Source organism: Streptomyces sp. WZ.A104 (assembly GCF_002382885.1).
Classification (GTDB): Bacteria; Actinomycetota; Actinomycetes; order Streptomycetales; family Streptomycetaceae; genus Streptomyces.
Genome location: NZ_NWVL01000094.1, coordinates 1 through 16,587, shown reverse-complemented (window position 1 = coordinate 16,587; position 16,587 = coordinate 1). Strand labels below are relative to the sequence as shown.

The following is a 16,587-nucleotide window of genomic DNA, read 5'->3' as shown; positions in this document are numbered from 1 at the left end:
ATTCTGTGGAGCTGGCGGTGCAAGTGCACCAGGAGAGGCGTGTTGAGAGAGATGCAGCAGGATGCCTTTGCGCAGGAGAGCGGCGGTTTTGTTCTGCGCCGTCGTTCATGGCCCTGGGTGACATGGGGTGGTGCTGGCTTGCTGGCGGCTATCACCCTGGCCGCCTGGCAAGCGATCATGGGTAAAGGGAATGTTCAGGATGCTTGGGCGCTTTTGGCATCGATGAGCGGCGCCGCGGCCGTTGTCCTGCGAGTGGGTAGTTGCCGGCTGGTTCTTTTCTCGGATGGTATGCGAGTGGATAACCTGATCGGTTCCCACTATGTTCCCTATGCGTCCATTACTTCCGTGGGGCGGGCTGAAGGGTCCGGTGGCCTGTGTGTCGAGACTAGCGACGGGCGCGAAATTCATTGTTTCGCTTTCGGTGGGTCTGTCGTCGACGCTGTCTTTAAGACCACGCCCAAGGCTGTCGCGTTGGTGCAGGAGTACGTACAGAGGGCCACGCATTCGGGAGCGGGTGACGGGGTGAGGACTGTTCGATTCCGTCTGTGCTGGACGTCAGAGGGTTTGTTCGCAATTTCTGTTGTGGCTGCGGGGGTAGCCATCCTTCTGTGAGCGTTCTCAAGATAATGCCGAAGGTTGGGGGATGTCTCGCGTGGTGACGCTTGTCAGCTTCTCTTTAGCCCTCCGGATCCGGTGAGGTGAGTGGTGATGTCAAGAGACATCACGGCGGTAGCGCGAAAAGGCGATGAGTTCTACAGTAAAGTTCGCCATTTCGGGATGACGGCCTCTGTCGCCATGGGTGTGGGCGGGGTATTTCTGGCGGCGAGTCCGGGTGGCGGAGGTAATCCGTGGGCTAGTAGGTCCATGGCTGGCGGATTGGCCAGTGTTGTTATCGCATAGTTGTCCGGGGTCCTTACGTATCGCCCTCACCTTTTCCTGTCCGATGAATCGATCACGGTGTGTAATTGGTTTTCGGAAACTGTCGTTCCTTGTCGTTGCATCGCAAGGGTGCGAACGAATGACGGGCTGGTTTTTGAGCTGAGGAGCGGCTGCGAAGTTAGGGCCTGCGTGGTCGGGAAGTCCCCTCTCGGGGAATTTGGCGGATATCCCTCGGCCAAGAAGATCAGGCGTTCGATTCAGCTTATTCTGGCGGGCGGTGACGTGATTTCGTGTGAGGGGGTCCGGGAGAGTCTTTCATTTTCGCTGAGCGTTCCCGTTGTCGTGGCTGGTTTGCATGCGTTCTGCTATCTTGCGCTGAAGTGCATCTTTCATGTTGCCTGAGATTCCTGCGTGCTCGTTCGTTGAAATGCGCGTTACTTCCCCGCGTACCCGTCCAGCGCCCCCAGCACCGCCCGCCGCGTCGCCGCCCCGCCCATGTGGCCCGCGTTGTCGATGATCGTCAGTTCGGCGTCCGGCCAGGCGCGGTTGAGTTCCCAGGCGGTGATCAGGGGGCTCGCCAGGTCGAAGCGGCCGTGGATCAGGGCGCCTGGGATGCCGGTCAGGTGGTGCGCCCGGTCGAGCAGTCGGCCTTCCTCCAGCCAGGCGCCGTGGGCGAAGTAGTGGGCGCAGATCCGGACGAGCGCCTGCTGGTCGCGGTCCGGGCGGTTGCTGTACGGGGGCGGGCCCGCGATCGCCTCCATCGAGATGACCGCGTCCTCCCAGGCGCACCAGTCTGCCGTGGCCTTCTCCCGTACGGCGGCGTCCTCGCTCTCCATGCGGCGGGCGTACGCCGCGACCAGGTCCGTGGGGCCCGTCGCCTCCGGGACGCCCGCGCGGAAGGCGTCCCAGGCCTCGGGGAAGAGCTGGCCTACGCCCCGGTAGAGCCAGTCGATCTCGCTGCGGCGGGTCGTCGTCACCGACGGGATGACCGCCTCCGTGACCCGCTCCGGGTGCTCCTCCGCGTACGCCAGGATCAGGGTGGAGCCCCAGGAGCCCCCGTACAGCAGCCAGTTGTCGATGCTCAGGTGTTCCCGAAGGCGCTCCATGTCGGCGATCAGGTGGGCTGTCGTGTTGTACGCCATGTCCGTCGCCGGGTCGCTCGCGTGCGGTGTCGAGCGGCCGCAGCCCCGCTGGTCGAAGAGAACCACCCGGTAGCGGTCCGGGTCGAAGTACTGGCGGGCGCGGGGGGTGCAGCCCGAGCCGGGGCCGCCGTGGACGACGAGGGCCGGCTTGCCGTCCGGATTGCCGCAGGCCTCCCAGTACACGTGGTTGCCGTCGCCCACGTCCAGCATGCCGCTCTCGTACGGTTCGATCGGCGGATACAGCTCGTCCGGTTCCCGGTCCATGCTTCGTGCCTCCCTCAGTGAGCCGGACAGCCTACGGTGCCTGCCGTGCGACGTAACCTGGGTGGCGTGAACGCTGCTCCCCGGGTCCTCGCCGTCATCGATGAACTCCTGGCCTCCGCCGGGCCCGACGCGCGGGGTGCGCTGTGGCATCTCGGCGAGGTTGGGCGGGAGTTGGATGCCAATCTCGTGCGGCTTCCGGCCGGAGCCGAGGTCGGCGAGCATCAGGAGGACGTGCTCGATGTCCTTCTCCTCGTGGTGGCTGGTGGCGGGAGCCTGCGGTCCGGAGACGGCCAGGCCCTGGAGTTGGGGACGAGCACCCTCCTCTGGCTGCCCCGCGGCTCACGCCGCTCCTTCGCCGCCGGGCCGGACGGGCTCGCCTACGTCACCGTCCACCGCCGCCGCCCCGGACTCGCGATCAAGGCGTCCGGCAGCGGGGCGTACGAGGGCGGGGAGGGGCATGCAGGCGGCGAGGGCCCCTGCATGCTGGACCGGGTCTGCCCGGGCTGCGGGCGGTTGTCCGACGACCCCGCGCCCCTCTTCTGCAGCCGCTGCGGGGAGCCGTTTCCGGAGCGGTGAGCCGCCCCCTGGCAGCGCCTCAGTACCCCTCGCACTCCGTCAGGTCCGGGCGGCCCGGCGGGTTCTTGTCGCCCATCAGGCCCGAGAGGTTCTCCGTGTACATGTCCTCCCAGGTCTTGCTGCCCAGGATGGTGCGGAGCGCCGCGCACACCTCGCCCTTCAGGGTCCGCGTTCCCGGCCGCATCGCCACGCCGTAGCCCTCCGCGCCCTGGATGTTCTCCAGCCGCCGCACCTTGCCCGGGTTGGCCTTGAGGTACCCGGCGAGAATGATGTCGTCCGAGGCCACCGCGTACACGTCGGACATCGGGTCCAGCAGTCGGTCCAGGCAGTCCTGGTACGTGTTGGGCTGCGACTCGGCCATCGTGAAACCCTGCTCGGGCAGGGTCTTCTCGTACGTCGACGCCCGTGCCGTGCACACCTCGACGCCGAGGTCCCGCAGATCGCTGGAGTCGTTGATCGTGTACCTGCTCGACTTCTCACGGACCAGGAAGCCCCGGCTCGCCTCGTAGTACGGGCCCGCGAAGTCGACGCTGTACCCGCCCGGTGAGGCGGTCTTGCGGTCGTCCGTGATGCTGTACGAGGCGATGACCAGGTCCACCTGTTTGGTCTTGAGGGCGGTGCTGCGGTAGTCCGTGGCGACCGTGGTGAAGGCGACCTCGCCCCGGTCGTAGCCCATGCTCTCGGCGATCGCGTAGGCCAGGTCGATGTCGTAACCCTTGTACGTACGGGTCTTCTCGTCGAACATGCTCAGGCCCGGCTGGTCGTCCTTGACGCCGATCTCCAGCGTGGGGTGGGTGTCCTTCCAACGTTCCTCGGTGCCGCCGCCCTTGCCCGAGCCCGAGCCCTGGCTCTGGCCCTGGGCCGAACCGGCTTCGTCCCCGCCGTCGCCCTGCGCGACGAGCCAGCCCGCGCCCGCCAGCAGTGCGACGGACACGACCGCCGCCGCCACCTTCCACCCGCCGTACCGGCCGCGCCGTCCGCTCGCCGAGGGAGTGACGGGAGGGGGAGGGGCGGAAGGAGTGGCGCGCGAGGCGGAGGGAGGAACGGCTGGGCCCCGCAGGGGCGTTGACGGGTCGGGTGTGGACACGGCCGTCGGCGGGTGCGTGTTGACGGCACCCGGGGAGGTGGCGGGGCGCGGTGCGGCCGGGTCGTCGAGGACCTCCCGGAGCATCGCCTCCGCCGTCGCCGCGTCCAGGCGCTCGCGCGGATCCGTGATCAGGAGGCCCTGGATCACCGGGGCGAGCGGTCCGGCGTACCGGAGAGGGGGCTCCGGCGACTGGCGGATGTTCTCCTGGACCTCCCACACCTCGCGCCCGCCGAACGGGACGCGGCCCTCGGCCATTTCGTACAGCGTGATCCCCAGCGCCCAGAGGTCCGACGCGGGCGTCGGCCCAGGAGATGCGGGGGCGAACAGCTCGGGGGCCAGGTACGGGGGCGTGCCGAGCACGCTGCCGGAGCGGGTCACCCGGTCCGCGCCCTCGAACGTGGCGATGCCGAAGTCGACGAGGATCGCGAGCCCGTCGTCCCGTACGAGGACGTTGCCGGGCTTCACGTCACGGTGGACGACGGAGGCGCCGTGCACCGCCCGCAGGCCCTGGAGGATCTGGAGGCCGATGTCCGCCGCCCTCGGCACGGCGAGGACCCGCTCGCCGCGCAGCAGGTCGGCCAGGGAGCGTGCTTCGAGGAGTTTCATCACGATCCAGACCTGGTCGTCGGTCTCGACCTGGTCGTGGACCGTCACCACGTTCTGATGCTCGATCTTGGCGATCGCCTCCGCCTCGCGCCGGGCCCGCTGCATCGCCGCCGTCTGCGTGCCCGCCGTCATGGCGTTGCGGTCGAGCAGGCCCTTCACAGCGACGAACCGGCGCAGCCTCCGGTCGTGAGCCTTCCAGACCTCACCCATGCCGCCGCTGCCGATCGGCTCCAGTAGTTCGTAGCGTCCGTCGATCACGAGGAGGGGCGCGCCGCCCGCAGGTTCGGCCTGGGGCGTGCTCCCCGGGGCACTCCGGGGTGTGTTCGCCCTGTCTTCGCTGTGCATACGCCCCCGACCCCCTGTGAACTCCATGGCCCAGGCCAGATTAGACGCTCCGTCATGTTCCGACCGGACTCATGACGGGTCTCATGGCAGGTCTCGCGGCAGGCCTCGCGGCACGTCTCGTGGTGGGCCCCCAGGTGGGCCCCCAGGTGGGTCCCCCGGTGGGTCCCCCTGGATGTGTCCCCGGGGAGGTCCCGCGAGAGGCCCCCGGGAGGCCACGAGAGGCGTCCGGTCAGGCCCTTTCAGGAGGCCGCTCCGCCGTTGCTCTTCAGCAACTGGCCGTTGACCCACTGGCCTTCGGGCGAGCAGAGGAAGGACACCAGGTGTGCGGTGTCGCGCGGGGTGCCGATGCGGCCGAGCGGGGTGCCCCGGATCAGGGATTCCCGCAGCTCGTCGTTCATCCAACCAGTGTCCACGGGGCCGGGGTTGACGACGTTCGCCGTCACCCCGAGGTGGGCCAGCTCGTGCGCGGCGGCCAGTGTGATGCGGTCCAGGGCGCCCTTGCTCGCGCCGTAGGGCAGGTTGCCCACCGTGTGGTCGCTCGTGAGCGCGACGATCCGGCCCGCCACCGCTTCGGGCGCGCCGCGGAAGCGCAGGCCGTACTCCCGCACGAGCAGCCAACTGGCCCGGGTGTTCACGGCGAAGTGCCGGTCGAACGCCTCCACCGTGGTGTCCAGCAGTCCCGAGTCCACCGACTCCGCGTGCGACAGGACGAGCGCGGTCACCGGCCCGCCGAGCTGCTGCTCCGCCTCGTCGAAGATCCGGGCCGGGGCGTCGGGGTCGGACAGGTCCGCCTCGATCGTCGCCGTCCGGGCCCCGGCCTCCTCCAGCTCCTTGGCGATGGACGCGCCGGCCCCGTCCTCGGCGCCCCAGGCCATGCGCCGGTCGTAGGGCGTCCAGAAGGTGAAGGCGACGTCCCAGCCGGTGGCGGCGAGCTGCCGGGCGATGCCCGCGCCGATTCCGATGCTGCGTCCGACACCGGTGACCAGGGCGATGGGGCGGGCCGTTTCCGGGGCCGCCGACGGCTGTCCGTTGATCGTCACAGGGTGATCCTTCGTGACCCGTACGCGTACGTCAATGGCCTTTCCGGACACCGGGCCGAGGCCTCCGCACCCCCTGTGAGCTGCGACGACTCATCTTCCTGGTGGCTCGACACGATCTTTGTGTTTCCCCTGGGCGAGCGTGCGTTCCTAGCGTGGACAGCGGCAAGTCTGACGAACGCCGCATATCGGAATGTGGCCGGAGAAGCGGAGAGAAGGGCCCCATCATGAGTGAGCAGAAGTTGCTGAACGGCAGGACCGCCGTGGTCGCCGGAGGCGCGAAGAACCTCGGTGGTCTGATCAGCCGAACGCTCGGCGAGGCCGGTGCGAACGTGGTCGTCCACTACCACGGCGAGAACACCGCCGCCGACGCCGAGAAGACCGCGGAGGCCGTACGGGGCACGGGCGCCCAGGCCGTCGTCGTACGTGAGGACCTGACCCGCGTCGAGGGGGTGCGCAGCCTCTTCGACCAGGCGCTGGACGCCTTCGGCGGGGTGGACGTCGCCGTGAACACCACCGGCATGGTGCTCCGCAAGCCGATCGGCGAGACGTCCGAGGAGGAGTACGACCGGATGTTCGCGATCAACTCCAAGGCGGCGTACTTCTTCCTCCAGGAGGCGGGAGCGCGACTGAACGACGGCGGTCGGATCGTCAGCCTGGTGACGTCGCTGCTCGCAGCGTTCACGGACGGGTACGCCACGTACGCGGGCGCGAAGGCCCCGCTGGAGCACTTCACCCGGGCGGCGGCCAAGGAGTTCGCGCCGCGCGGTATCGCGGTGAACAATGTGGCCCCGGGGCCGATGGACACCCCGTTCTTCTACCCGCAGGAGACGCCGGAGCGCGTGGAGTTCCACAAGTCCCAGGCGATGGGCGGGCGGTTGACGGAGATCGAGGACATCGCGCCGCTGGTGAAGTTCCTGGTCACCGAGGGCGGCTGGATCACCGGCCAGACGATCTTCGCCAACGGCGGCTACACGGTCCGCTGACCGCCCCGCACGGATATCGAGGGCTTGGGGAGGACCGCGTGAGTCTGGACCTGCGGAAGCTGGAGCATCTCGTCGCCGTCGCCGAAGAGGGCGGGTTCACCCGGGCGGCCGAACGGCTGCACCTCAGCCAGCAGGCGCTGAGCACCTCCATCCGCACTCTGGAGCGGTACGTCGGCGTCCAGCTTCTGGACCGGGGCCACCAGCACGTCTCCCCGACCCCGGCCGGGCAGGCCCTCATCGACGACGCCCGTGCCCTCAGCGCCCAGGCGCTCGCCGCCCTGGACCGCGCCCGCCGCATCGGGCGCGGCGAGGCGGGGCATCTGCGCATCGGTCACACCCCGGCGGTCACCGCCGAGGAGGTGGTGGAGCTGCTGACCCGGGCCGGTACGGAGGAGCAGGGCGTGCGGGCCCACGTGCGCCAGCTCTTCCCCGACGAACTGCGCGAGCAGCTCCTGACGGGTGCGTGCGACCTGGGCCTGACCCGTTCGATGCCGGCGGACACCGGCCTGACCCGGGCCCGGATCGCCGAACACCGCCTCCGGGTCGCCGTCCCCGCCGGTCACCCCCTCGCCGCCCGGACCGCGGTGGCCCTGGCCGACCTGGGCGGGGAACCGCTCACGGTGTGGGGCGAGCCGGGCTCGTCCGCGTACACGGATCTCCTGATCGGCCTGTGCCGCCAGGTGGGCGTCGAACCGGACACCCGCCGCAACCCGGTCCAGGGCACCCCGCCCATCACGGCGGTCACCGCGACGGGCCGCCTCGCCTTCGTCACGTCGCCCCCGGGCCCGACGGCGGGCGGCGCGGCCCACGTCATCGACCTGGACCCGCCGGTGCACGTACCGGTCCACGCGCTGTGGCCCGCGCACACGACGTGCCCGGGGAGGGACGTGTTCCTGAGCCGGACCGGGGAGGGTTCAGGGAGCTGGGAGGGTGGGTGACTGGGGGCGTGACCGGGCACGTGACTACGCATGTATCCACGTCCGTGACTACGTCCGCGCCCACGTCCGTGGTTACGTTCATGACCACGTTCGTTATGTGAGGCGCCCGCAGATGAGCTCGTGGGCCAGCCGGGCCGTGGCGAGCAGGTCCTCGCGCCCCGCGCCGAGATTGGCGCGCGCCGACAGCCCGTGCCAGACGGACTGGATGAGCCCGGTGAGCGCTCCCGCGTCGGTGTCGTCGCTCAACTCACCTCCCTTTACCGCACGCTCGATACGTACGAGGAGGGCCTGCTCGTTGGCGTTCTGGAGTTCGGCGAAGTAGGCGCTGGTGTCGAGGGTGCTGGTGCTGTCGGCCATGGCGGCGCTGCTGAGCAGACAGCCGGGGTGTTCGTCGGCGGGCCGGGTGAATTCGTGTACGGAGTCGATGAGGATGCGCTCGACAACGGTCCCGAAGTCCGGTTCGGCGACCGCCTGTTGATGGATCTCGCGGTACCGCTCGGCGTAGGTGCGTACCGCTTCCTCGAACAGCTCGGCCTTGGACCCGAAGGTGCCGTAGAGGCTGGAGGTGGAGAGGTCGAGAGCGGTGGTGAGGTCGCGGGTGGACGTCCCCGAGTAACCGCGCCGCCAGAAGAGGCGGGCGGCTTCGAGGAGGGCCCGGTCCCGGTCGAAGGAGCGCGGACGTCCGCGGGCTGGCTGGGGCACCCTTGCATTATAGAGCGGACGCTCCATAATTGAATTATGGAGCGAACGATCCAGAAGAGGTTGTCGGTAGGCGGAGGCGGCGGTGAGGGAGGAGGCGACGGAGCGAGCTGGGTCACGGTCGACGTGTACGGGGACCCGGACGCGCCCGGTCTCGTCGTAGTCCCGGGAGCGATGGCCGACGCACGGGCGTGGCGGGATGTCGCGACGGCGATCGACGCCTGGGACTCGGTGGCGGTGGTCAACCGCCGGGGCCGGGCGCCCTCGGGCCCGCTGACGGATGCGTACTCCCTACGGACGGAGGTGGCGGACCTGGGCGTGGTGCTCGACGAGTTCAGCGGCACGGAGGCGCTCTTCGGCTGGAGCTACGGCGGTCTGATCGCTCTGCTGGCCGCCGGCGAACGGCCACTGCGCCAGGTCGTCGCCTACGAGCCGGTGATACGCCCGTTCGGCCTCGACGTGCTCCCGGACCTGAAGGCGGCGGAGGCGGCGGAGGACTGGGACGCGGTGGTCGGGATCGTGCACCGCAGGATCGCGGGCGTCGACGCGGCGGTCGTCGAGAGCCTGCGCGCCGACCGCGAGACGTGGGACGCCCTGTGCCGCCTGGCCAGGCCGGCGTACGCGGAGCTCGCCGCGCTGTACGGGCCGCCGCTCCCCGATGAGCCGGCCCGGCGGGCGGACCGGGTCGACCTGATCGTCGGCGGGAGCAACCAGGGAAGGGCCCCCTACGGAACGTCGTTCGACGACGTCGCGCGGCGTGTCCCCCGAGCCGGGGTCCACGTACTGCCCGGCCAGGGCCACATGGCGCACCTTGAGGGGCCGGGGGAGCTGGGCCGCCTGATCAGCGCCTTGGCGGCGGCCGACCGCTGAGCGACCTCACCGCAGGAGACGCGCGCGAGGTCCGGCCGCCGTCGCCCGACGTGCGGTGACGGGGGCGCCGACAGAGACTCGGTAGGGATCTCCGGGACGCGCGATCCCGGACGCGCAGAGAAGGAGGAACATCATGACCACATCGATCAGCGACCCGGTGGTGGAGAAGTTCGTCGCCGCCGTGAACGCGGGCGACAAGGAGGCTTTCTTCTCGGGGGTGCTCACCGAGGACGCCACGATGTCCGACGACGGGAGCGAACGGGACCTGGCGGCCTGGACGGAGAAGGAGATCTTCTCGCCGAAGGCGAACGGCCGCATGAAGATCGTGGACGCCTCCGGCGACGGCCGCACCCTCGTCGTCGACTACACGAATGACACCTGGGGCACGATGCGGACGCGCTGGGTCTTCACGGTCACCGGCGACCGCATCAGCCGCTTCGAGACGGGCCAGGCGCCGGCCTGACCGGCCTGCTGTTCAACGCCGCGGCGTCGCGTCCGGTGCCCGCGCCCACGTCCAGAATGCAAGGCCTTCGCGCGCTCCGTCGCGGGTCCTGACAGGAAGGTCACCCTGGAGGTGGGCGGCAAGGGCGCGAACATCGTGTTCGACGACGCCCCCTCCAGCAGGATCGTGCGCCTACTCGGGACGCCAACTTCCCCCGCCTCACAATGAGATGACGGGGCAGAGAGCGCCGTGTGCAAGCTGTTGAAGATGCTGTACCGTCTGATTTCTGCTTGATCATTTGCATACGTACCGTCCACCGGGGGGAGACGGCCGAGCTGCCTCATCGCCCTGTGAACTGAAAGGGCTGAGGATGAGGATCGGCAAGACGGCCATGCTGGTGACAGGCGCACTGATTGGCGCACTGTCGGCGTGCTCGTCCGGCAGTGACGGCGCCGATGCTGCACGAGGAGGCGGAGCCGCCGGCGGGGGAACCGACAGCACGGCCGGTGTCGCCCTCACCAGCAAGATCACGGCTCCTGACGCCTTCGACAGCGGCAAGGGTTGGGAGGTCAAGGCCGACTGGCTGCCTCAGGGGCAGCCCTTCCCCTTCGCGGTTTCGGCGAAGAGCGGCACGGTCGCCTATCTGGACAAGACGAAACAGGGCTACGTACTGAGCGTCCGCGAGGCCGCGTCCGGCAAGCTGCTGTCGACTGGCAAACCCTGGCAGGCCCCGAAGCTCACCGAGGAGCAGAGCGCGGACGACACCTCGGCACTGGCAGTCCCCCGTATCTCCCTGATCACGGGCGGCGAACGCGAGTTCTTCGCCGTGTGGGCACACGGCGAGAAGCGAAAGGACGAGCTCCACGACTTCCAGCAGGCCATTTCCGTGGCCTTCTACCCGGCCGACGCATCCGGTAAGGGCCTCGCGCCCGCCGGCTCCGGGGACGTCCAAGCGCCGGATGGCGAGTTTGACGATCAGGTCAACGTGTTTCCCGGTGCGGGTGGTCTGCTCGTCAGGTCCTACTTCGACAACTTCCTGATCTCACCCGACGGGAAGGTCACCGACAACGGCGACGCCAAGGTCCGGATCGGCGGGCAGTCAGTGGACGGCGACTACGACATGGCGTTCCCCGGCCGGGACGGGCTGGTGACCAACAACAAGCACGAAGGGACCGGAGAAGGCGGATTCGGCGTCGACGGCGGCTGGGACAGCGCGAAGGCGATTCCGCCAGGCGCCGAGGCGGTCGTCGAATTCGACCCGGTCGTGGACTCCGCGGAGCAGGTTCCCAACGGCCATATCGTCGGTGCCGCCGGCGACCTCCTGATCGCAGGGTGGGCCAAGGGGAGGAAGGAGAGTTCAGCTGGCACGGTGAGTGAGGACATCTCCGCCGTACACGACATGGCGACCGGCAAGGTCCGAGCCACTGCCCCGTGCAAAACCGCAAGCACCTCCTACGCCGTCGGCATTCCCAAGGTGACGTACCGGGAAGACGTTCCGCCGGCGCTCTCCCCCAACGGGCGCTATCTGGTCAAGGGCGGCAACCTCTTCGACCTGCGGACGGGCAAGGGCACATGCGCCGACAAGGGTGAGGACGCCAAGGAGATCATCCTCTCCTCCGTCGGCGACGACGGCACCGCATACGGCATCGCCGGGGAAGACGCCCCGCGGATCCCGGTCTCCGTCTCAGCAGCCACCGGCGCCGCCAAGCCCCTACCGGAGATGGCCACGACGCCGACCGCCATGGCCAAGGGTGCGGGCGTGTTCATCACGCACGCCGGGCAGGACACGATGCGCATGATCGTCCTCGGCCTGCGGCACTGACCCTCACCGTGCGGCGCCCGCTCCCGCTCGGCGGGGTGGGGTGGCGCGCCGCGGGCGCACCATCCGCGGCATGCGATGCGAAAGATCGCACTCGCCGTGAGGGCCTGAGGGGCACTCAGTGAAGCCGAAAACCGGTGAATCGATGACTGGCTCCTCGTGCTCTGTACCGCCTGCGGGGACACGGCGAAGCTCACGGTCCTGGAGCGGGTGAACGTACGCTCCGTACGGCCCGAACTGCTGGACCGGCTGCACGCCAATGACCCGGGACTGACTGCGGAGTTGCTTCAGGACCCGGCTCTGCGGCGCCGTAACCGCATCGCCCTCGACTGGGCGGGCGCCTGGTGCCTGGACACCGGCGGTTCGGACCACCTGGACCGCGAGGTGATCGATGTCTCGGTCCGCTTCGCGGCGCGGATTCCTGTCCGGCCGGTGCGACTGATCGCTGACGGCTGCGGTCTCTCGCGGGCCGAGGTCGAGCGCCTGATCACGGAGGGAAGCTCGTTTCGGCAGTCCGGCTGACCGGCAAGGTCTCCGACGCCTTCACCTTCACGCTCAAGCGCTGAGCGCTGCCCGGGGACCTGGTATCGGGCCAGATCCCCGGGGGCAGGCCCCCGGGGCCGGGCGGGGGCCTCCCGACCGTATTGCCTGCCGGGCTGGGGCCGCCTCCCCGTTGCGCACGAATGAATGACCGCCGGGATCAGGCCCGGCGGCGTCGGTAGTACGCGTAGGTGAGAGCCAGAAGCAGTGGGCCCCACAGGTTCATCAGCCCGCTCATCGTCATCGCGAGGACGTCCCAGCCCTCGTCGTACGGCCAGGCCTCCCTGCCGACGGTGGCGGCCTCGTACAGCCAGTGGACGCCGAGCGCGGTGATGAGGAGACCGCCCAAGGCGGCGGGGACGATCGCGGCGGCGGGCGGGACGCGTCGGCCGCCCATCCTCGGCACCCAGTGCGGAACGACCTCGCCCCAGCGGCGTACCAAGCCGAAGCTGAGCAGCGCGAGGATCTCGGTGAGGACCGTCAGCCCGATGACGTAAGGCGCGTTGAACCAGGCAGAGGGCATGGGCTCCCCGCCCATGCCGTACCCGAAGCCGATCGGCAGTCGCCAGATGCCGACCGGCAGCACGACCAGCGGGATGGCGTGCGCGACGCGCTCCGCCCAGGTCGGCACGCTGCGCTCTGTGAGGTCCTTCGCTGCGGAGTGCACTCCGCAGGCCGTAGGGGAGGGGTGCCTTGTCGTCGTCATGTCTTCAGCCTGGCGGGATGGGGGACGACGCGGATCCTCTCGAAGGTCCGACCTTGCTGAGCCCTGCGGGGGACCAGGGGCACCCTTCGGGCTGACCGGCCTGAGTCAGCAGGCGTTCCCACACCGCCGGGCGGTAGCTGTAGCGGTAGGTGAACATCGCCTTGCCCGTGAAGCCGCCCTTGTCCATGCCCTGCGGGCCTCACGCGCCGGGGACGGCCGGAGGCTGGGAGAAGACGAAGGCGCCGCCGGGGGCGAGGCGTTGGCGTACGAGGGGGGAAGCGCGTCGCTGTGTTCCCGGTTGCGTGCCGGTTTGGATGAGGTGCGGACCGCAGCCGCGAGATCCCACGTCCGACCCCATGAGCCTATGCGGCCTTTCGCTGAAAGCACCTGACGGGAATTCTGACGGGAATTTTGCGGGAACTTGGCGGGAAAGTCGGCACGGGCATGGCTGGATGTGGATCCAAACTCTGCGCAAAATTACTGCAACCCTCAGGGTCGTGACGGAACTCACGTCCGCTAAAAGGGGTTTAGGGTGGATCATCCGCATGTTTCGCGTGGTGCAATCTCGATGTCGCTGTTTTCATTCGGTGACCGCAACGCCGGACCAGGGGGTGGCTATCTCTCGGCGGACTCACGTCGACGCGTCGATTCGCATCAGGTGCAGGTGCAGGTGCGCAGGGCGATTCCGCCCCCAACTCCGTCATCCTCGACCTACAGCAAGGACGATCGCCACAGTGTCCCGTAGACGCACCCGCCTCGCCATACTCGGAACGGTCCTGGCCGCTACCGCCGGCTCTGCCGCCGTTACCGGCGCGCCCGCGACAGCCGCCACCGGCTCCGCCGCCGATGCCGCCACCCAGGCTTCCGTCGCGCGCCTCCACATCGGTGAAGGCGATTCCACCCGTTCCTGTACCGGAGCCCTGGTCGACCGCCAGTGGGTGCTGACCGCGGCCGCCTGCTTCGCCACAGACCTCAGCAACCCCACCCAGATCGCCGCGGGCAAGCCTGCCCTGAAGACCATGGCGACCATAGGCCGCAGTTCTCTGACCGGGACCGGCGGACACGTCGCCGAAGTCGTCGAGCTCGTCCCGTCCACCGGCCGTGACCTGGTCATGGCTCGGATCGCCACGCCCACCTCCGGCATCACGCCCTTCACCGTAGGTGCCTCTTCCGCTGATGAGGGCGACACCTTGCAGGCGGTCGGCTTCGGCCGTACCAAGACGGAATGGGTGCCGGACGCGGCCCACACGGCATCGATGAAGGTCGGCTCGGTCTCCGGCACCGAGCTCACGGTGAGCGGTGCCACCGCCAACGACGCCCTGTGCAAGGGCGACACCGGGGCCCCGATGCTCCGCGACACCGAGGGAGGCGTCGAGCTCGTCGGCGTCGCCACCCGTTCCTGGCAGGGCGGCTGCCTGGGCGTGACCGAGACCCGTACCGGCGCCGTCGCCACGCGCACCGACGATGTGGCCGACTGGATCGCGACCACCGTGAAGCGGTCGTGGGCGCTGCGGATGACGGTCACCGACTTCAACGGCGACGGCAAGGGCGACCTGCTCGCCGTCGACGCGGCCGACGAGTTCCTCTACCTCCACCCCAGCGACGGCAAGGGCGGGTTCGGCACCCGCGTCAAGGTCAGCCCGGGCCGGTGGAGCGGAATGCGTCTGCTGAGCACCGCCGACTTCACCGGTGACGGCAAGCCCGACATCCTCGGCACCCACGACAACGGCAGCCTCTACCTCTACCCGGGCAACGGCCAGGGTGGTGTCACCGGTTCCTCGATCGTCGGCACCGGGTGGGGCAACATGCGCCTGCTCGCCGCCGGTGACTTCAACGGCGACAAGAAGGGCGACCTGATGGCCGTCCACACCAATGGCACCCTCTACTTCTACGCGGGTAAGGGCAAGGGCTTCGCCCCCGGTGTCCAGGCCGGTACCGGATGGGACGGCATGCGCATGGTGGTCGGCGGTGAATTCACCGGCGACGGCAGGATCGACCTCTACGGCGTCCACGAGAACGGCAGCCTGAACCTCTACGCCGGCAAGGGCAACGGCACCTTCCACGGCGGTGTCAAGACCGGCTCCGGCTGGCAGAACATTCGCCTTGTCGACTCCGCCGACTTCAACGCCGACAAGAAGCACGACCTCGTCGCCCTGCACGTGAACGGCAACATCCTCGCCTACCCGGGCAAGGGCAACGGCAGCTTCGGCACCCCCTTCGTCTCCCCGCCCCCGGCCAACTAGACGTAGACGAGCCTGCTCCGTACCGGAATCACCTCCGCCACCAGCCTCGAACGGCTGGTGGCGGAGGCGTCCCGGCTGAGCCCGGAGGGCCTGTGAAGAACGCGCGGCGTCGGAAGTCCTTCGTTCCGGTCGTTCCGGTGGCGGTGAACCTGCTGCTCGGGGTTCCGGCCATCGTGCCGACCTTCCTGACCTGGTACTTCCTGTCCAACGGGCCCCTGGCCGAGCTGGGATGGACCCAACGGGACCCGAACGAGGACGACGGGATGCTGTTGTGGCTGGTCATCGTCGTGCCGGTGGTGGCCTGCTTCGGCGGGATCTGGACCCTGATCAACCTGTGGATACGGCGCAGGCTGTTCACCGATGCGCAGCCGTACCCGCGTCCGTGCCCGTACCCGTACTGGCCGGTGTCGGTGGGGCTGACCCTTGCCCCGTTCCTCCTGGGTGCCGGATTCGGCTGAGCGACCGGGGCTTCAGGAGGCGGCGAACTCCACGAAGGACGTCCAGGAGGTGGGGGAGACGGCGAGTGCGGGGGCGGTGAGGTCCTTGGAGTCGCGGATGTGGACGGTGTGGGGGCAGGCGGCCACCTCGACGCAGTCGCCGCCCTCGCTGCCGCTGTAGGTGGACTTGGACCAGGCGAGCGCGACCTCGACGCAGTCGCCGCCCTGGCTGCCGCTGTAGCTGGACTTGAACCAGTGGAGACCGGTGCTCATAGTTCCTCTGCCATCTTCTCGATTGTTTCCAGCGTCCTCTCCGGAGTGTATGCCTGGGCCCGCGTAACGCCATACTGGCCGAACAGGTCGCCCAGCTCCGGATGTTCGGTGATGAAGAAGTTGCCGCCCTGCCCCTCGATATAGGCGAGCTGCTGGCGCTTGTCGGTCTCCAGCAGGACGAAGGGGCCGTTCAGCGCCGCGTGATCCTCGCGGTCCGGGTCCATCAGTTGGATGCGTACATGCCGGAGCCGCGCCACGTCGGCGAGGTGATGGAGCTGGGCCTTCATCACGCGGCGGCCGCCGATCGGACGGGTCAGCACGATCATCTCCAGGACGAAGCTGATGTCGGGCAGCGGCCTGCGGGTCAGCAGCTTCTGCCGTTCGAGCCGCGCGGCGACCTTAGAGAGCATCTCATTTGGGTGACTCGGTAGTCTGTGAGTCATGGTGGGGATCGTTGAGCGGCTGGTGCCGGACGAGTTGTGGGAGCTGTTCCAGCGGGTGGTGCCGGAGGCGCCGTCGCGGCCTCAGGGCGGTGGTCGGCGTCGACACGGTGACCGGGAGGTGCTGGCCGCGATCGTCTTCGTGGCTACGTCGGGTTGCACCTGGCAGCAGTTGCCTTCGGCGTCGTTCGGCCCGTCCGGAGCGACTGCACACCGGCGGTTCTCGGAGTGGTCGAAGGCCAGAGTGTGGGCCAAGCT

17 protein-coding genes and 2 pseudogenes are annotated in these 16,587 nt (G+C 69.0%); 11 read left to right on the top strand and 8 right to left on the bottom strand.

All coding sequences use genetic code 11. The features are described from left to right. The first annotated feature begins 42 nt into the window (after nt 1-42). Complete coding sequence (locus tag CIB93_RS37545) at nt 43-612, top strand: hypothetical protein (protein ID WP_143660116.1); 570 nt, start codon at nt 43-45, stop codon at nt 610-612. Between the two features lie 701 nt (nt 613-1,313). On the opposite strand, the gene pip is transcribed toward CIB93_RS37545, so the two are convergent. Beyond that, the gene (gene pip, locus CIB93_RS32990; RefSeq protein ID WP_096632284.1) at nt 1,314-2,285 is read right to left on the bottom strand and encodes a prolyl aminopeptidase; all 972 of its coding nucleotides are present in this window, start codon (nt 2,283-2,285) and stop codon (nt 1,314-1,316) included. Nucleotides 2,286-2,351: 66 nt separating this feature from the next. Between pip and CIB93_RS32985 the strand changes: the two genes are divergently transcribed. Beyond that, a complete protein-coding gene (locus tag CIB93_RS32985) occupies nt 2,352-2,861 on the top strand; it encodes a hypothetical protein (RefSeq protein WP_096632282.1) in 510 nt (169 codons plus the stop codon). Nucleotides 2,862-2,880: 19 nt separating this feature from the next. Here the strand turns inward: CIB93_RS32985 and CIB93_RS32980 are convergent, their stop codons facing one another. Together CIB93_RS32980 and CIB93_RS32975 are read right to left on the bottom strand one after the other, a co-directional pair. Beyond that, nucleotides 2,881-4,899: a serine/threonine-protein kinase gene (locus CIB93_RS32980; RefSeq protein WP_096632281.1), complete on the bottom strand. Its 2,019-nt coding sequence runs from the start codon at nt 4,897-4,899 to the stop codon at nt 2,881-2,883. Between the two features lie 239 nt (nt 4,900-5,138). Beyond that, the gene (locus CIB93_RS32975) at nt 5,139-5,939 is read right to left on the bottom strand and encodes an SDR family oxidoreductase (protein ID WP_096632279.1); all 801 of its coding nucleotides are present in this window, start codon (nt 5,937-5,939) and stop codon (nt 5,139-5,141) included. 224 nt (nt 5,940-6,163) lie between these two features. Here CIB93_RS32975 and CIB93_RS32970 point away from each other — a divergent pair, with 224 nt between their 5' ends. Beyond that, entirely contained in the window at nt 6,164-6,922 is a 759-nt protein-coding gene (locus tag CIB93_RS32970; protein ID WP_096632277.1) for an SDR family oxidoreductase, read from the top strand. Nucleotides 6,923-6,960: 38 nt separating this feature from the next. After that, nucleotides 6,961-7,860 carry a LysR substrate-binding domain-containing protein gene (locus tag CIB93_RS32965; protein ID WP_096632276.1) on the top strand — a complete coding sequence of 300 codons (900 nt, stop codon included), beginning with the start codon at nt 6,961-6,963 and terminating at the stop codon, nt 7,858-7,860. 93 nt (nt 7,861-7,953) lie between these two features. Here the strand turns inward: CIB93_RS32965 and CIB93_RS32960 are convergent, their stop codons facing one another. Then, nucleotides 7,954-8,562: a TetR/AcrR family transcriptional regulator gene (locus CIB93_RS32960; RefSeq protein WP_096632274.1), complete on the bottom strand. Its 609-nt coding sequence runs from the start codon at nt 8,560-8,562 to the stop codon at nt 7,954-7,956. A 36-nt stretch (nt 8,563-8,598) separates the two neighbouring features. Here CIB93_RS32960 and CIB93_RS32955 point away from each other — a divergent pair, with 36 nt between their 5' ends. From CIB93_RS32955 to CIB93_RS32940, 4 genes and pseudogenes are all read left to right on the top strand, one after another. Continuing rightward, nucleotides 8,599-9,429 (top strand): alpha/beta fold hydrolase, encoded by an 831-nt coding sequence (locus CIB93_RS32955; RefSeq protein WP_096632272.1) that lies wholly within the window; start codon nt 8,599-8,601, stop codon nt 9,427-9,429. A gap of 133 nt (nt 9,430-9,562) precedes the next feature. Beyond that, a complete protein-coding gene (locus tag CIB93_RS32950; protein ID WP_096632271.1) occupies nt 9,563-9,892 on the top strand; it encodes a nuclear transport factor 2 family protein in 330 nt (109 codons plus the stop codon). Between the two features lie 349 nt (nt 9,893-10,241). After that, nucleotides 10,242-11,693, top strand: coding sequence for a hypothetical protein (locus tag CIB93_RS32945; protein WP_096632269.1), 1,452 nt, complete (start codon nt 10,242-10,244; stop codon nt 11,691-11,693). A 138-nt stretch (nt 11,694-11,831) separates the two neighbouring features. Then, nucleotides 11,832-12,256 (top strand): annotated as a pseudogene (locus CIB93_RS32940) (DUF1062 domain-containing protein); the annotation flags it as partial. A gap of 134 nt (nt 12,257-12,390) precedes the next feature. On the opposite strand, the gene CIB93_RS32935 reads toward CIB93_RS32940, so the two are convergent. Next, on the bottom strand, nt 12,391-12,936 hold the full coding sequence (locus CIB93_RS32935) for a hypothetical protein (protein WP_096632268.1): 546 nt from the start codon (nt 12,934-12,936) through the stop codon (nt 12,391-12,393). Between the two features lie 94 nt (nt 12,937-13,030). Beyond that, nucleotides 13,031-13,219 (bottom strand): annotated as a pseudogene (locus CIB93_RS39280) (SAM-dependent methyltransferase); the annotation flags it as partial. 451 nt (nt 13,220-13,670) lie between these two features. Here CIB93_RS39280 and CIB93_RS32925 point away from each other — a divergent pair. Both CIB93_RS32925 and CIB93_RS32920 read left to right on the top strand, forming a co-directional pair. Continuing rightward, the gene (locus CIB93_RS32925) at nt 13,671-15,179 is read left to right on the top strand and encodes an FG-GAP-like repeat-containing protein (RefSeq protein ID WP_096632266.1); all 1,509 of its coding nucleotides are present in this window, start codon (nt 13,671-13,673) and stop codon (nt 15,177-15,179) included. Between the two features lie 92 nt (nt 15,180-15,271). Further along, nucleotides 15,272-15,637 (top strand): hypothetical protein, encoded by a 366-nt coding sequence (locus CIB93_RS32920; RefSeq protein ID WP_096632265.1) that lies wholly within the window; start codon nt 15,272-15,274, stop codon nt 15,635-15,637. A 12-nt stretch (nt 15,638-15,649) separates the two neighbouring features. On the opposite strand, the gene CIB93_RS32915 is transcribed toward CIB93_RS32920, so the two are convergent. Both CIB93_RS32915 and CIB93_RS32910 read right to left on the bottom strand, forming a co-directional pair. After that, complete coding sequence (locus tag CIB93_RS32915; protein ID WP_096632263.1) at nt 15,650-15,889, bottom strand: DUF397 domain-containing protein; 240 nt, start codon at nt 15,887-15,889, stop codon at nt 15,650-15,652. Continuing rightward, nucleotides 15,886-16,299: a DUF5753 domain-containing protein gene (locus tag CIB93_RS32910; protein ID WP_257002469.1), complete on the bottom strand. Its 414-nt coding sequence runs from the start codon at nt 16,297-16,299 to the stop codon at nt 15,886-15,888. The genes CIB93_RS32915 and CIB93_RS32910 overlap by 4 nt, the downstream gene beginning before the upstream one ends. A gap of 31 nt (nt 16,300-16,330) precedes the next feature. Between CIB93_RS32910 and CIB93_RS32905 the strand changes: the two genes are divergently transcribed. Next, nucleotides 16,331-16,587 (top strand): transposase (locus CIB93_RS32905; RefSeq protein WP_206605980.1); only part of this gene is annotated, 257 nt, incomplete at its 3' end.

Bases quoted from the DNA above. Each gene is read 5' to 3' on its own strand.
- pip (WP_096632284.1), bottom strand. From the start codon at position 2,285: ATGGACCGGGAACCGGACGAGCTGTATCCGCCGATCGAACCGTACGAG.
- CIB93_RS32980 (WP_096632281.1), bottom strand. From the start codon at position 4,899: ATGCACAGCGAAGACAGGGCGAACACACCCCGGAGTGCCCCGGGGAGC.
- CIB93_RS32970 (WP_096632277.1), top strand. From the start codon at position 6,164: ATGAGTGAGCAGAAGTTGCTGAACGGCAGGACCGCCGTGGTCGCCGGA.
- CIB93_RS32955 (WP_096632272.1), top strand. From the start codon at position 8,599: ATGGAGCGAACGATCCAGAAGAGGTTGTCGGTAGGCGGAGGCGGCGGT.
- CIB93_RS32950 (WP_096632271.1), top strand. From the start codon at position 9,563: ATGACCACATCGATCAGCGACCCGGTGGTGGAGAAGTTCGTCGCCGCC.
- CIB93_RS32945 (WP_096632269.1), top strand. From the start codon at position 10,242: ATGAGGATCGGCAAGACGGCCATGCTGGTGACAGGCGCACTGATTGGC.
- CIB93_RS32935 (WP_096632268.1), bottom strand. From the start codon at position 12,936: ATGACGACGACAAGGCACCCCTCCCCTACGGCCTGCGGAGTGCACTCC.
- CIB93_RS32915 (WP_096632263.1), bottom strand. From the start codon at position 15,889: ATGAGCACCGGTCTCCACTGGTTCAAGTCCAGCTACAGCGGCAGCCAG.
- CIB93_RS32910 (WP_257002469.1), bottom strand. From the start codon at position 16,299: ATGCTCTCTAAGGTCGCCGCGCGGCTCGAACGGCAGAAGCTGCTGACC.